A 14,960-nucleotide genomic window follows, 5' to 3' on the forward strand; every position below is an offset into this window, starting at 1 on the left:
GAGCGGGAAACGAGACTCGAACTCGCAACATTCAGCTTGGAAGGCTGACGCTCTACCAATTGAGCTATTCCCGCGTTGTGAGTGCAAATATAAGGTCATTAATATTACTTTTGCAAGTGTTTTTCGAATAAATTTTACAACTTTTTTCTAATAAATTAATTTTGAAATATTTGACTTGTTGATTTTTTTTGAGAAATTAGGGAAAAATATAATTTGAATGACATTTGATGAGTTATTAATACTAATTGAAAGAAATAATTTCAAGTCGAAAGTAGATTTTACGATTGCAATTAAACTTTTTGATGCAGAAAATGATTGGCCCGAAGAATCGATTACAATAAATGAATTTATAAATAAACTTGAAATGGAAATTGGAGACGATATTTTTTATCAAAATTTAGTTTCTAAATTAGATTCATATAATTCTATAAATGACGCTTGGAAAATAGAAAGCTTGATGTCAGTAAAAAATATTTTAGAGTTTGATGTAACACGAAATCTCAAATCAATTATTAATGAATTTGTTGAAAATAATAAAATAGAGTTATGAAAATTCCTACAATTCATGGTATTATAGAACGCAGAATGTTAATCAATTTTTGTGTAGAACCACACTATATTGAGAAGATTTTGCCCCGACCTTTTCGTCTAAAATTGTACAAAGGAAAAGCAATTGCAGGAATTTGTTTGATCCGATTGAAAGATATAAAACCAAAAGGTTTGCCTGATTTTGTAGGAGTGAATTCTGAAAATGCAGCGCATCGAATTGCGGTTGAATGGGATGAAAATGGCGTGACAAAAGAAGGTGTATATATTCCGAGGCGAGATACTTCGCTAAAATTGAATGCACTTGTTGGTGGTCGAGTTTTTCCTGGCAAACATTATTTTGCGAAGTTTAATGTTATAGAAGAAAACGATAATTATCATTTAGATTTCACGAGTTCTGACGATACACGAATTGAAATTGATGCTAAAAAAGCTTTTGAATTTAATTCTAATTCGATTTTCGAAACGTTGGATGAGGTGTCAAAATTCTTCGAGTATGGTTCTGTCGGTTATTCTCCAAATGGAAATAATTTTGAAGGTTTAAAACTCGAAACCTATAATTGGGAAGTAGAACCTTTGGAAGTTTCACATGTAAAATCAAGCTTTTTTGAAGATGAAACGATTTTCCCAAAAGGTTCTGTTCAGTTTGATAATGCAATTCTTATGACAAATATCGAGCATGAATGGAAGTCGTTAGAAAAGATAAAATGTTTGTAATCTATTCTTTTCTCAAAATAAAATCTTCTTCATTCGTTTTTCCTAAATTAAACTGAAATATTTCGCCATAATTTACAGGAATTTTGAATGCATTTTTGATTGGAATTTGCAACAAATAACACCACATCAAACGAATGATTCCACCATGCGCAACAATTAATACTTTTTCGTATTGAGCATTTCGTAATTCGTCCATAAAATCAAAAAAACGGGCAGACATTTCTTGCATCGATTCGCCATTTGGCGTTTTAGTTTTGACAAAATCGTCGTACCAAGGTTCTATCTCTTCCGAAGGAATTTCGTTCCATGATTTCATTTCCCAATCTCCAAAATTGAATTCTTTTAATCGATCATCAAAAATAATTTCATTCGAGAAAGTTTCTGCCAATCGTTGACAACGACTTAACGGACTTGAAAAAATTACCTCAAAATCGTTTTCAAGTTTAGTATGAATTTGTACCACTTCTTGATGAAAAGAGTCAGTTAATTCCACATCAGTTTGCCCGTAACAAACTGATGAAGGAACATTAACTTTTGTATGTCGAATTACAGAAACTTGCATAGAATTAAAATACCAAGATAAAACAAAACTTCGGTAACTTGTTGCACAGTTCCCAAGCAATCGCCCGTATATCCGCCAATATATTTTTTGAAATACCAGCCTAAATAAACTTTTCCTGTGTAACAAAGTGGTAAAATCAACAAGAATTTCCATTCGCCAAAAACAATAAAAGGCACAAGACAGAAAAGAAAACTAATGACAAGATTTTTTATCGGAAGTGCTTTATTTGCCATCGGTTTCGATTTACTTTTGTCAATATCTGTTACATATTCGTGGGTGTAAATCATCATTCCAGAAAAAAAGCGACTAACCGAATGTGCTGCGATCAAGCTGAAAATCATCAACCAAAAGTTATTTTCGGCAATGTGTTGAAGTGATGTGAATTTTAATAATAATAATAAGATAACGCCTATTACACCATAAGCTCCAATTCGGCTATCTTTCATAATCATCAAGATTTTTTCTTTACCATAACCACCTCCGAAACTATCACAAACATCTGTAAAACCGTCTTCATGAAAGGCGCCAGTCAGTAAAACGCTTGCAATCATTGTGATAATAATGGCGATATCAACTGGTAAAATAAACTGACAAATCGTATAAATTAATGCATTAAAAATACCAACCAATAAACCAATTGCCGCATAATATTTCTGTGATTGATTCATAATTTCGTTGCTGTATGGAATTTTGAACGGAATTGGAATTCGTGTAAAAAACATCAACGCTGTTAAAAAATAAGTGATTTCTTTTTTTAGCATTCTACTTGAGTTTCTTTGTTACTCACGCCTGCTGATTCGAAACTCGCCATATCATTGTAGAAATTCACTGCACTTTTGATAATTGGATAAGCCAATGCGCAACCTGTTCCTTCGCCAACACGTAAATTGATTTTCAGAATTGGTTCTTCGTTGAAATAATTCAACAAATATTGATGCCCAGATTCATCACTTTGATGACAAAAAATAGCATTATTTAGAATTTCTGGTTTCAATTTAGACGCAACCAAAAACGCAGCCGAAGCAATATAGCCATCAATCATCAACAACATATTATGTTCGTAAGCAGATAACATTGCAGCTGTCATTTGAGCAACTTCAAAACCTCCAAAAGTGGCTAAAATTTGTTTTGGATCATTAATTTTCTCATGTGTATTCTTCGCTTCATTTAGAATATTGATTTTATTCTGTAATTGCTCATCATTCAAACCTGTTCCGCGTCCTACACATTGTGCGAGAGGTAAATCGGTTAAATAATGTACAAGCATCGATGCAGAAGAAGTGTTCCCAATTCCCATTTCGCCAAAACCAATAATATTTGTTCCGTTTTGAGCGATTTCGTCCACAATTGTCTTCGAGTAATCAAAACATTGTTCCAATTGATCTAAGGTCATGGCAGGTTCGTACAAGAAATTTTTGGTTGATTTGGTCACTTTACAATTTTTCAAAACCGAATAATCTTCGAAATCATAATTCACACCAGCGTCAACAATGGTTAAATCAATCTTATTTTGATTGCAAAAAACATTAATCGCCGCTCCATTATTTAGAAAATTAAAAACCATTTGAGGCGTAACTTCCGCAGGATACGCACTAACACCAGATTGTGCAATTCCGTGATCGCTTGCGAAAACAATTAGATGAGGTTGTATTAATTCTAACTGTTTTTTTTGTTGAACCAAACTAATTTTAAGTGCGATTTTTTCTAATAAACCTAAAGCTCCAAGCGGTTTTGTTTTAAGATCAATAATGTGTTGAATTTCTTCTTTTTGCATTTTATACTAAACTAAATTTTAATAAAAAAATGCTTTCGAAATCAAGTGCAATCAATTCAACAAATAATAAAATACATGTAGTTTTGATTGAGCTTCAATCGCGAAAGCATCATCTAAAAAGTGGTCTGGCTTATAGTTTTTCTCTACTTACAGTTGCGCGACAGCTCGAGATTTGCACTCGATTCCCTTTTGTGTTAGCAAGGTAAGAAAATAATCATAAAAGCAAAAAAACTATTTTTTAATAGCAATTATTCCTTGTATTGTCGGAGTAGTTACAATTTCACCTGTAATTTTTCCTTTTAACTCAAAATCACTTGTGTTAAATTTCAGTTTTTTAGGTAAATTTTGTTTCGTATAACTTTTTGTAATGTCCGATATATTTTCGTTTGAAGCTAATCGAATATCAATTGGTAAACCTTTTTGGATATCGCATTTTATAGTGTATTCTTCACCAACTTTTAAAGTTTGTTCTATCAATTCACCATTAATCAATAATCGGAAAGTAGAAAACTCTTGAATTCTAGAATTAGAACTTTTTGCAACAATTATTTTAAATTCAATCGATTCATTTTCTATAGAATTATTGATTGGGAATGGATTATCATGACAAGCTATATTATGTTTTTGAGCTTTTGATGAAGTACTCATTAATCCTAAAGCAGAAAAAATCATAACATTAGAAATCGTTTTCTTGAAAAGATTTTGACCTAATTGGCTTGGATGAAAAATACCACAATGAACATTTTTTTTCTGAAATTCATTCGAAATTTCGTCATTTGTCAAGTTAGAAAAGTCAGTAATTTTATGTTGACATTTTGCGCAAAAATTATCATCTCGTAATTTTTCTTTGCATGGGGTTGAGATTGTGATTTTCATATTTTTTAAAGTTTAGATTTATAATAGAGATGATTTTATGAATAAAAAGGTTGGTTTGATTTTTAGAAATAATTGATTTCGAATATTTGGATTTATGTAATATCTTTAACCACCTCTACTTTCCTTTAAAATAGCTATTATTTAAATGGAAAATTATCCCATCCCAACGAACGAAAAGCAAAGATTGCAAGCGGTTTACGATTATAATTTACAAGCGCATGATAAAGACGAAGAATTAGAAGTTTTTGCAAATGCTGCGAGTTTGATTTGTAATGCGCCAATTGCGTTAGTTTCTGTTTTTGATGAAAACTATCAAGTGATTAAAGCAAATTGTGGAATCGAGGTAGATATTGTTCCGCGTCAACAAACGATATGTCAATTTTCTTTGGTAGAAAATGAAATTTTGGTGATTGATGATGTGACGAAATTTGAACCTGCAAAAAATATTGCTGGTGTAAAAGCTGCAAATATTCAGTTCTATGCTGGTGTTCCGTTGATTGATGATAATGGAAATGCGTTGGGAACATTGTGTGTAAACGACCATTATCCAAGAACGTTAGACGATAAACAACGTAATTTATTGATTCAACTTGGGAAAAATATTACCAAATTATTGGTTAGTAAAAAGCGAAAAAAAGACGCTTCTTACTTTCAAAATATCTATAAAATATCTAATAATCTTATTGGAGTTGCCGATATTAATGGTGTTCTAAAATCTATAAATCCTTCTTTTAAAGAGGTTTTAGGAATAAAAGATGAAAAGACAATTATTGCAGAAAACTTTTTAGATTTTGTTTCGGAAAAAGATAAGAAGAAAGTTAATACGTATTTATCAAATCTTAAAAATAATACAGATTCAATCAATTTTAAATGTTTGATGTGTTCTCCGGAATCTCAAGAAGGGAAGTTAGTGGAATGGTATACAAAATCTAACTTGAAAATTGATAACGAAATCTTTTTCTTTGGTCGAGATATTACGCTTGAAAATTCGAAAAAAGTAGAATTAGAAAATAGCGAACGTAAGTTTAGAAATTTCTTCAATTCTTCGCTTGGTTTAATGACAATTCATGATTTGGATGGAAATATTTTGTCTATAAATAAGACAGGATTAGAATCTATGGGCTATTCAGAAAATGAGGCAAAAGATTTGAATCTGAAAAAAATAATTCCAAAATCTAATCAAAAAGAATATCAAACCTATATAGAGACGATTTTGAATAAAAAGCAAGATTCTGGTTTGATGAGCTTGATTAAGAAAGATGGCTCGTTAACATATTGGTTATACAGTAATATTTTGGACAAAGATAACGAAGGAAATCCTGTTGTAATGAGTACTGCTGTGGATATGACACAAAGGACTTTGTTGGAAAGAGATCTTAATCGTGTTCGTCAGTTGCTAGATCATACGTACGAAGTTGCGAATGTAGGAGGTTGGAAATATGATTTAGTGAAGCGAAAATTAATTTGGGCTGATATAACGAAAAAAATCCATGAAGTTGAACCAGATTATGAACCAAATGTAGAAACTGCACTCAATTTTTATGAAGCAAAAAGTAGTTATCCAAAAATAAAGAAAGCCTTTAGAGATGCGGTAGAAAAAGGAATCGAATATGATATGGAGTTGCAGATTGTTACCCAAAAAGGAAAAACAATTTGGGTAAGATGTAAAGGGATTCCAGAATTCGTAAACGGAGAATGTGTTAGTGTTTTTGGAATTTTTCAGGATATTAATGAGAGAAAACGTTATACGTTAGAGTTGACAAGACAAAAAGCTATTTTTGAAACGTTTATTAATCATGTACCAGCTTCTGTTGCAATGTTTGATAGTGAAATGAATTATCTAACATTAAGTAATCAATGGTGTGATGAATTTGCAATGAAAAAGAAAAATGTTATTGGAAAATCTCATTATGAAATGTACAATGTTCCAGCAGAAAGAAAAGCGATTTATGAGGCTTGTTTGCAAGGCGAAAATTATTCGAATGAAGATACTATTTATCGCACACCAAAATATGATACGGATCAACACTATTCGTGGGCAATTCATCCTTGGTATATCAATAAAAAACAGATTGGCGGTTTGATCATGTTTTCGCAAAATATAACAGAATCTGTCAAGAAAAATAAAGAACTTAAAAAAGCCAAAAAGAATGCTGATATTGCTAGTAAAGCAAAGTCAGAGTTTTTAGCCAATATGAGTCACGAGATTCGAACGCCGTTAAATGGTGTGATTGGTTTCTCTGATTTATTGTTGAAAACGCCGCTTAATCCAACTCAAAAACAATATTTGAATTTTATTAATGATTCTGCAAATTCATTATTGTCAATAATAAATGACATTTTAGATTTCTCTAAAATTGAATCAGGTCGAATGGATGTTTCGATAGAAAAAAATAATCTGTTCGAGTTAGGAAATCAAGTAATCAATGTGATTCTTTATCAAGCCGAAAACAAAAAAATTGAATTGTTGTTGAATATAGATAATAATTTACCTCAATTTATTTGGATTGACGAAGCTCGATTGAAACAAGTGTTAATTAATCTACTTGGAAACGCTGTGAAATTTACGGATAGTGGAGAAATAGAACTAAAAATTAGTCCAGTTGAACCAATTGTGAAAGGAGAAAAAGCAAAACTGAGATTCTCTGTTCGTGATACAGGAATTGGGATAAAACCAGAAAAACAAGCCAAGATTTTTGATGCATTTACACAAGAAGATAGTACTGTTAGCAAACGTTTCGGAGGAACAGGTTTAGGTTTAACAATTTCGAATAAATTATTAAATTATTTCGGAAGTCATCTAGAATTGCAAAGCGAAATAGATAAAGGTTCTACATTTTTCTTTGATTTAGAAGTTGATTACGAATATAATATTGAGCAACAATTTGATCATTTGGACGAAATAAATCATGTGTTGATTGTAGATGATAATCAAAGTAATCAAATGATTTTGCAACATATGTTGAAGTTCAAAAATATAACATCTGATATTGCGAATAATGGAATGGAAGCGCTTCAGAAAGTTTTGAATGGTGATATTTACGATGTTATTTTGATGGATTATCACATGCCAGTTTTGAATGGTTTAGAAACAATTCAGAAAATAAAAGAGTATTTTATAACAAAGAACACAAAAACTCCTTTAGTATTATTGCATAGTTCTTCTGAGGATGAATATCTAATTCAGAAAGCAAAAGAATTGGGAATAACTTCGCGTTTATTAAAACCAATTAAGTCTGAAGAATTGTTTGATACGCTGCGTAAAACGATTATTGATTCGAAAGAAATTCAAACCATAGAAATTGAAAATCAAGAAGAAATTTCGCAAGATTTTTCGAAACAATTTCACATTTTAATTGCTGATGATAATTTAGTTAATATGGCTTTAAATCAGCAGATTATAAAAAATATTGCGCCAAATTCTATTTTATATACAGCTGCAAATGGTGTGGAAGCAGTGTCGATTTGTCAAGAAAATAAAGTCGATTTAATCTTGATGGATATTCAAATGCCAGAAATGAATGGTATTGAAGCAACTAAGGTTATTCGTTTATTAAACAATTTTCAAGAAACTCCGATTATAGCAGTGACAGCGGGAAATGTAAAAGGCGAAAAAGAAAAATGTCTTGATGCAGGATTGAATGACTTCTTAGCAAAACCAATTCGAGAAAAAGATATTTTTGATGTCCTAGAAAAATGGTTAGACTTTTCTCAATATGAAAAGATTGAAACCAATGATTTTGGAAATCACCTTGATCTTTCGATGATAAATAATTATACGAAAGAAGACGAATCGTTTAGAAAAACATTTATAGAAATAATTATTAATGAGTTAGAAAAATCTATCCTAGAATTTGAAACTTATTCCAACAAACAAAATTTAGAAGGATTAAATCAATTAGGTCATAAAGTAAAAGGAACAGCAAAAACTGCTGGACTAACAATTTTGGCTGATTTAACCGAACAAATAGAAAAATCAACTTCAATCAATTACCTACAAGAAAACCAGCTGATTATTAAAGTAAAAACCGAAATAGAATTAGTTATTAACTATTTAAAAAATATTTAAAAACCAATATTATGCAGATTTTAATTGCCGAAGACGATGAATTGATTTTAAAAACAATTGAGCACAAACTGAAAAAAGAAGGTTACAAAGTTGTTTTAACACGAAATGGAAAAGAAGCAATCAGTAAGATTGAGACTGAAGATATTGATTTGATTATTACCGATATTATGATGCCTTTTGCGTCTGGTTTGGAGATTATTAGTGCTGTTAGAAAAAGTAAGAATTCCGAAACACCAATGATTATTTTGTCTTCTTTAGGGCAAGAAGATGTGGTAGTGGAAGCATTTAATTTGGGGGCAAATGATTTTATGGTGAAACCATTTAGTCCTATTGAATTGTCTGTTCGCGTGAAGAAATTACTAAAATAAAAGCATGATTATCCTACAAATTATAACCTATACCGAGTTAATCGTAGGAATCTACGTTCTACTTATTTTACTTTTTTTGACAATTATTTATACGTTATTGACAAGTATAATTGAATATAAAATCATTACAAAGAAAAATAAGTGGAATGCTATTATTGATCAAGAAATTTATGAAACAATTTTGGATGATCAATCCAATTCGAATACTGATTTTACGGATTATTTGAAATCAAGTTCATTCAAACATTATTTTATCAAAAAATTACTAAAAGCGGAACAAAATTTTTCTGGAAATTCAAAAGAAAGTATTCAAAATTTATTTGACCATTATCAATTAAAAAAAATATCCTTACAGAAATTAAATAGTCAAAAAAATCATGAAATTGCAGAAGCAATACAGGAAGTTACGGCGATGAATCATGTTGAAACTTTACCGAAAATCAAAAGTATGTTACAACATAAAAATGATTTAGTTCGATCTGAAGCGCAATATGGTTTAGCAAAATTTTCGGGTTTCGAAGGATTATTTTTTTTAGACAATTTACAGGAGCAATTGACGGATTGGCAGCAATTGAAGTTGTTGGATGCAATTACAATTTTACCGAATAATGATGAGGTTGATATCATAATTTCGAGTTGGTTAAAATCACCTAATCAAAGTGTAAAAATTCTTGCTATGAAATTAATTCGCAAGTTTCAATTGTTGCAAATGCACGATTTGGTCGCAGATAATTTGCATGTTTCTGATGAAAAAGTTGTGGAAGAAACGATTAAAACATTAGTCAGAATCGAAGATGATTCAACTTCAAAGCTATTGATTGAACAATATCAAACGTGTAACGAAAAGTTTCAAATTCAAATTTTAAAAGCCTTAGATAAAATTTCTAATCCAGAAAACAACACATTTTTAGAAACTCAAGCAAAGGAAAATCCTTCATTTTCTATCAAAAAAGCAAGTGTAAAAGCGTTAAATAATTGTTGTTCAAAAACCGATTTACAAAAACTTGCACATCAATCAAACTCTCCTGAATTAAAACAAATTATTAATCAAATTATCCAAGAAAACTAATCATGAATTGGCTAGAAACGGCTTTCGATTTTTTTATTTACGGCTTCCTTTTTTACTCAGTCCTATTAATTTTAGTGTATGGATGGATAGGTTTTTACGCAAAAGGAGCGATAAAATCTTATATCCGAAAAAACAGTTTTACAGATTATTCGCTTATTGCAACATCGCCCAATGCGCCAACTTTTAGCCTTATTGCGCCCGCTTATAATGAAGGTGCAACGATTGTGGAGAACGTGCGTTCTTTGTTGTCGTTGTATTACAATCAACTCGAAATTATTATTGTAAATGATGGTTCCAAAGATGATTCGTTGCAACGATTAATAGAAGCGTATGATTTGATTAAAATTGATTATTTCGTTGAAGGAAATATAGAAACGAAACCAATTAATGCGATTTATAAAAGTATAAATCCTGTTTTCAAGAAATTAATTATTGTTGACAAAGTAAATGGAGGAAAATCGGATGCGCTAAATGTCGGAATTAATATTGCAACAAACGATTATATTGTTTGTATTGATGTCGATTGTATTTTAGAACAAGATGCGATTCTGAAGCTAGCAAAACCGTTTATGGATGAAGCAAAAGCAAAAGTAATTGCATGTGGAGGAGTTATTCGTTTGGCGAATAATTGTACCATTGTTGACGGAAAAATTGTCGATGTTAATTTGCCAAAAACTCGTTTAGGAAGAGCGCAAGCGTTAGAATACATTCGAGCATTTCTTTTGGGAAGAATGGCGTGGTCGCGCGCCAATGGTTTGATGCTGATTTCGGGTGCTTTTGGTGCTTTTGATCGTGAAATTGTACTCCAGTGTGGCGGTTACGATCACAATACAGTTGGCGAAGATATGGAGCTTGTTGTGCGAATGAGACGTTATATGCACGAACAAAAATTGGCCTATAAAGTGGTGAATATTCCCGATCCGCTTTGTTGGACCGAAGTGCCAGAAAGTAAAGAAATTTTGACCAAACAACGCAATCGTTGGATGCGTGGAACGATAGAAACATTGTGGAAACATCGTATTTTATTTTTCAATCCTAAATATGGAAAACTTGGAATGATGAGTTATCCGTATTGGTTTTTCTTCGAATTTTTAGGACCGATTATCGAATACATTGGTTGGATCATTTTCGTAGTTTTATTCTTTTTAGGATTTATTAATTGGCATATTTTCTTTCCTTTAATGGCTTTTGTGTTGCTTTATGGAATATTATATTCGATTTATGCCATTCTGATTGATTTGATGACGTATAATGTTTATCACAAAAAAGGCGATATTCCGAAATTATTTTTTACGGCGTTTATAGAGCCGTTTACATTTCATCCGTTTGTTGTGATGGCAGGCGTGAAAGGGGTGAAGGATTTCTTTCTGAAAAATAATTCGTGGGGAGAAATGACGCGACAAGGTTTTGGTGGAAATCAATCGAAAGAATTATCTATTTGGCAAAAACTGAAACTTGGATTCATTAATTTAATTCAGCAAACTACGTTCATTTCATTGGTTTATTTGTTACTTTTTGGATTGTCAACAATTCTTGAATTTTATCTTTATCAAGAAAATCTTACAACAACTTCTAATCAAACTTTATTTTTTGACTTATTCGTACATAATATCGTTTTTGCTTTAGATAGTATTTTTGTTGTAAGTTTTATATATTTTTTACTGCAATTTTATTCGATAAGTTGGGCAAAAAAATGGATCGTTTTTGCGTATTCTTTTTTAATTATTTCAAATGTTTTATTGATTAAATATTTTCAAACAACGCTCAATTTATTAGGTTCAGATTTGTTTTCTTATACGTTCGAAGAATTGAAATTAATTATTGGTGCATCAGGCGTTGTAAATATTACAAACATTCTTTTGTCAATCGTTGCAATTGCTATTTTAACAACGATTTTTATTTACAGTTATAGATTAAAAATCAATCAAAAATTTCTTCAATTTCCATTAATAGTTTTGAGTTTTTTATCGTTTATTATTCCAATTAATTTGTATTTGAAAAGTACTCAAAATGATGAGTTTTCATCTAATCTAATTTTGAGTAAGTCGTCTTATTTTTTCTCAAATTCGTTTGAACAATATGCAGAAGATAAACTTTCGGAAATTGATTTTTTAAACTCAAATTCGAGTTCAAATAAAGAAGATAATCGACATTATTTTGATAAAACTAATTATCCATTTTTGTATCAAGATGAGAATAAAAATTTCTTCGCGGATCAATTTAATCTAACAACAGAAAAACCGAATGTTGTTTTTATTGTGATTGAAGGTTTGGGACGAGCTTTTAGTAACGAAGTTGCATATTTAGGTTCTTTTACACCATATATCGATCAGCTTTCGAAAAAGAGTTTGTATTGGGAAAATGGATTAAGCACGACGGGAAGAACATATGGAGTTTTACCTGGATTGACGGGGTCTTTGCCATTTGCTGAAAATGGTTTTATGGAACAAAAAAACTTACCTCAACATTTCAATTTGTATAATTTGTTAAAAAGTAATGGTTATAAAACTGGTTATTTTTACGGTGGTGATGCTGATTTTGATTTTATGTCAAAATATTTGAATTATTCGGGTGTTGAAACAATTATTGATGAAAATGATTACGAAAATAATTATGCTAAAATTCCATCAAATAATGGATTTTCTTGGGGATTTGACGATCATTCAGTGTTCAAAAAATATTTAGTAACGCAGAAAGAAAATAATCAACCATATTTTAATGTTTTGATGACGTTAGCGACGCATAGTCCTTTCTTAATAAACAATGTTGAGAAATATAATAAGCAGTTTGAAACGTTGATTAAATCACGAAATTATGATGCGTCGACTTTGACGACAGTAAAAAAGTATAAACAACAATTGGTTACTTTTTTGAGTGTTGATGAAGCAGTAAAAAACTTTTTTGAAGCATATCAAAAACGTTCAGATTTTAATCAAACTATTTTTGTGATTACTGGAGATCATCGAATGCCTGAAGTTCCGATGGAAACAAAGATCGATCGTTTTCATGTTCCGATTATTGTCTATTCTCCTTTGTTAAAGACACCGAAAAAGATGTCAAACATTGTAACGCATTTTGATGTTGCACCGACTTTTGTGACATATTTTAGAGATTCGTATCAAATGAAATTACCGAATTATGTGACTTGGATGGGACAGAATTTAGAAAACGGTAAAGCAAATTATAGAAAACAAGGCGTTCCATTAATGCAAAATAAAAATATTTTGGATGATTATGTTTTCCAGAATTATCATTTATCGGGAGGGAAATTATATCGAATCGAAAAGAATTTAACAGAAGATGTTGAACAAAATTCGAAAATGGAAACAGAGTTGAAAAATCGATTGAAAAGCTTTAAAACAAAAAACCATTCTTTGAAAAATACTCAAAAAATGGTTCCTGATTCTATATTTAATCATTATATCAATTAGAATTTTCGGCTGTACGAGACACTTATATCAAATTGATTTCCTTTTTGATTTGGACGATATTCTTGATTGTAATAATTTGCACCAATTGAAATTAAATTTAAATCATTGATTGAAAAATTATAATCTGCTCCAATTTTGAAGGACTTCAATTTGTAAGTTGTATCCTCTAAAAGATTGTTGTTAAAATCTTCAGGCGAAATACCTGTACCAATCGCTAAGCTTAAATAATTGTTTGCATCGCCCGTATAATAACGCATTGTGAATGTATACGAATGTGAAATATTGTTGTTACTTGGTGTCACAAATGCACGTAAATTGAACCAATAATTTTTATAATATTTTCCAATTGATCCTGTAAACATCCAAACATCATCCGAAAAATGAAGTTGACGATAACCTAACTCGGCTTCAAAACTTTTAGGTAAATTAGCGTAAAGAGAGGCTCCTGTGCGATATTTAGGGAAAATTCCATCACTATCGGAATATCCACCACCAACGTACATGTAAAATGTATTAGAAAGTCTTGGATAAGCTTCTACTTCATATTGAACACCGTTATCTTTAAATTTGTTTGCGTAATTTACTTTAAAGACCAATGAACCTATCGAAGTTTGTCTTTTATAACTAACCGAAACTTGATGCCAATCATCTGCAAATTGCTTGTCAAAATGTGAGTAATTATAATTTACACTAATTGCATTTTTAGTATTATTGATTTCGATTCGATTTGCTAATTCACGTGCTTCAGTATTTTTAGGATTGATCGCTAATAATTCTTTGATTGTTTTTGAAGCTTCTTCATAAGCATTATTCGAATTAAGAACTTTAGCTTTCAATAACAATAATTCTTCATTTTTAGGATATTTAATTAATCCACGATCAATAATAGAAACGGCTTCTGTATAATTATCATTCCAATATTCAAGTGATGTGTAAGCTAAATAGAAATCGGTAGAGGGATCCTTGTTTTTTTCAACATTCTGAAAAACTTTTCTCGCTTCTTCGGTTTCATCATTCCACGTATATATTCGTCCCAAAAAAACAGCGATATCTGTATATTCTGGCGATTGATCTAAAGCTTGTAATGCAAGTTTCTTGGCAGTTGTATAATCTTTTTCTTCGAAAGCTTTGTGACGCGCTTCTTGAAATAAATCATCCGAACTTTTCGATTCTTGGCTATACGAAAATAAAGGTAAAAAGGTAAGAGTAAAGAGTGTTTTTCTTAGAAATGATTTTTGAATCATGTGATAAAAACGTACTTTATTATGAGGATAAAGATATAATTATTTGGAGCATAAAAAAAGCTCAAGAAAATAAATTCTTGAGCTTTGTTGTACCTCAGGCGGGACTTGAACCCGCACGTCCTAATGGACACAGGATTTTAAGTCCTGCGTGTCTACCAATTCCACCACCAAGGCATCCACTTCTAGGAAAGAAGTTGAGCGGGAAACGAGACTCGAACTCGCAACATTCAGCTTGGAAGGCTGACGCTCTACCAATTGAGCTATTCCCGCGTGCAAATTGTAAAAATCAAATTAAAAAGTACCT

11 protein-coding genes, 3 tRNA genes and 1 riboswitch are annotated in these 14,960 nt (G+C 31.0%); of the genes, 6 read left to right on the top strand and 8 right to left on the bottom strand.

The window, feature by feature from the left end; translation table 11 throughout:
* Position 1 precedes the first annotated feature (1 nt).
* Positions 2 to 74, bottom strand: a tRNA-Gly gene (locus tag B2217_RS01180).
* A 143-nt stretch (positions 75 to 217) separates the two neighbouring features.
* Between B2217_RS01180 and B2217_RS01185 the strand changes: the two genes are divergently transcribed.
* Positions 218 to 550, top strand: coding sequence for a hypothetical protein (locus B2217_RS01185; protein ID WP_180905105.1), 333 nt, complete (start codon positions 218 to 220; stop codon positions 548 to 550).
* The gene (locus B2217_RS01190) at positions 547 to 1,263 is read left to right on the top strand and encodes a DUF2071 domain-containing protein (protein WP_180905104.1); all 717 of its coding nucleotides are present in this window, start codon (positions 547 to 549) and stop codon (positions 1,261 to 1,263) included. The genes B2217_RS01185 and B2217_RS01190 overlap by 4 nt, the downstream gene beginning before the upstream one ends.
* Position 1,264: 1 nt before the next feature.
* On the opposite strand, the gene cobC is transcribed toward B2217_RS01190, so the two are convergent.
* The 4 genes from cobC to B2217_RS01210 all read right to left on the bottom strand — a co-directional run bounded on the left by cobC (position 1,265) and on the right by B2217_RS01210 (position 4,475).
* On the bottom strand, positions 1,265 to 1,825 hold the full coding sequence (gene cobC / locus B2217_RS01195; protein ID WP_180905103.1) for an alpha-ribazole phosphatase: 561 nt from the start codon (positions 1,823 to 1,825) through the stop codon (positions 1,265 to 1,267).
* Positions 1,810 to 2,586, bottom strand: a complete 777-nt coding sequence (locus B2217_RS01200; protein WP_180905102.1) for an adenosylcobinamide-GDP ribazoletransferase — start codon at positions 2,584 to 2,586, stop codon at positions 1,810 to 1,812. The genes cobC and B2217_RS01200 overlap by 16 nt, the downstream gene beginning before the upstream one ends.
* On the bottom strand, positions 2,580 to 3,599 hold the full coding sequence (gene cobT, locus B2217_RS01205) for a nicotinate-nucleotide--dimethylbenzimidazole phosphoribosyltransferase (RefSeq protein WP_180905101.1): 1,020 nt from the start codon (positions 3,597 to 3,599) through the stop codon (positions 2,580 to 2,582). Before cobT ends, B2217_RS01200 begins: the two co-directional genes overlap by 7 nt.
* Before the next feature lie 100 nt (positions 3,600 to 3,699).
* Positions 3,700 to 3,820: riboswitch (cobalamin riboswitch) on the bottom strand.
* Between the two features lie 10 nt (positions 3,821 to 3,830).
* Complete coding sequence (locus B2217_RS01210) at positions 3,831 to 4,475, bottom strand: hypothetical protein (protein ID WP_180905100.1); 645 nt, start codon at positions 4,473 to 4,475, stop codon at positions 3,831 to 3,833.
* A gap of 145 nt (positions 4,476 to 4,620) precedes the next feature.
* Between B2217_RS01210 and B2217_RS01215 the strand changes: the two genes are divergently transcribed.
* Genes B2217_RS01215 through B2217_RS01230 form a run of 4 tightly spaced genes read left to right on the top strand, consistent with a single transcriptional unit; the run spans position 4,621 to position 13,412 of the window.
* Positions 4,621 to 8,544, top strand: coding sequence for a response regulator (locus tag B2217_RS01215; protein ID WP_291122010.1), 3,924 nt, complete (start codon positions 4,621 to 4,623; stop codon positions 8,542 to 8,544).
* An 11-nt stretch (positions 8,545 to 8,555) separates the two neighbouring features.
* Positions 8,556 to 8,912, top strand: a complete 357-nt coding sequence (locus tag B2217_RS01220) for a response regulator transcription factor (RefSeq protein ID WP_180905097.1) — start codon at positions 8,556 to 8,558, stop codon at positions 8,910 to 8,912.
* Positions 8,913 to 8,916: 4 nt separating this feature from the next.
* Complete coding sequence (locus B2217_RS01225; protein WP_180905096.1) at positions 8,917 to 9,981, top strand: HEAT repeat domain-containing protein; 1,065 nt, start codon at positions 8,917 to 8,919, stop codon at positions 9,979 to 9,981.
* 2 nt (positions 9,982 to 9,983) lie between these two features.
* Entirely contained in the window at positions 9,984 to 13,412 is a 3,429-nt protein-coding gene (locus B2217_RS01230) for a sulfatase-like hydrolase/transferase (RefSeq protein ID WP_280045249.1), read from the top strand.
* On the opposite strand, the gene B2217_RS01235 is transcribed toward B2217_RS01230, so the two are convergent.
* From B2217_RS01235 to B2217_RS01245, 3 genes are all read right to left on the bottom strand, one after another.
* Positions 13,409 to 14,656 (bottom strand): YaiO family outer membrane beta-barrel protein, encoded by a 1,248-nt coding sequence (locus B2217_RS01235; RefSeq protein ID WP_291122011.1) that lies wholly within the window; start codon positions 14,654 to 14,656, stop codon positions 13,409 to 13,411. The genes B2217_RS01230 and B2217_RS01235 overlap by 4 nt on opposite strands.
* Positions 14,657 to 14,746: 90 nt before the next feature.
* Positions 14,747 to 14,830 (bottom strand) — tRNA-Leu (locus B2217_RS01240).
* Positions 14,831 to 14,853: 23 nt separating this feature from the next.
* A tRNA-Gly gene (locus B2217_RS01245) sits at positions 14,854 to 14,926 on the bottom strand.
* Positions 14,927 to 14,960 lie beyond the last annotated feature (34 nt).

Origin of the sequence: Empedobacter sp. UBA7620 (genome assembly GCF_002484185.1) — a bacterium.
In the GTDB taxonomy this organism is placed as follows: Bacteria; Bacteroidota; Bacteroidia; order Flavobacteriales; family Weeksellaceae; genus Empedobacter; species Empedobacter falsenii_C.

What these genes read in the sequence shown, in the direction of transcription:
- B2217_RS01220 (WP_180905097.1), top strand. Translation starts at nt 8,556, where the DNA reads ATGCAGATTTTAATTGCCGAAGACGATGAATTGATTTTAAAAACAATT.
- B2217_RS01235 (WP_291122011.1), bottom strand. Translation starts at nt 14,656, where the DNA reads ATGATTCAAAAATCATTTCTAAGAAAAACACTCTTTACTCTTACCTTT.
- B2217_RS01210 (WP_180905100.1), bottom strand. Translation starts at nt 4,475, where the DNA reads ATGAAAATCACAATCTCAACCCCATGCAAAGAAAAATTACGAGATGAT.
- cobC (WP_180905103.1), bottom strand. Translation starts at nt 1,825, where the DNA reads ATGCAAGTTTCTGTAATTCGACATACAAAAGTTAATGTTCCTTCATCA.
- cobT (WP_180905101.1), bottom strand. Translation starts at nt 3,599, where the DNA reads ATGCAAAAAGAAGAAATTCAACACATTATTGATCTTAAAACAAAACCG.
- B2217_RS01200 (WP_180905102.1), bottom strand. Translation starts at nt 2,586, where the DNA reads ATGCTAAAAAAAGAAATCACTTATTTTTTAACAGCGTTGATGTTTTTT.
- B2217_RS01215 (WP_291122010.1), top strand. Translation starts at nt 4,621, where the DNA reads ATGGAAAATTATCCCATCCCAACGAACGAAAAGCAAAGATTGCAAGCG.
- B2217_RS01225 (WP_180905096.1), top strand. Translation starts at nt 8,917, where the DNA reads ATGATTATCCTACAAATTATAACCTATACCGAGTTAATCGTAGGAATC.
- B2217_RS01230 (WP_280045249.1), top strand. Translation starts at nt 9,984, where the DNA reads ATGAATTGGCTAGAAACGGCTTTCGATTTTTTTATTTACGGCTTCCTT.
- B2217_RS01185 (WP_180905105.1), top strand. Translation starts at nt 218, where the DNA reads ATGACATTTGATGAGTTATTAATACTAATTGAAAGAAATAATTTCAAG.
- B2217_RS01190 (WP_180905104.1), top strand. Translation starts at nt 547, where the DNA reads ATGAAAATTCCTACAATTCATGGTATTATAGAACGCAGAATGTTAATC.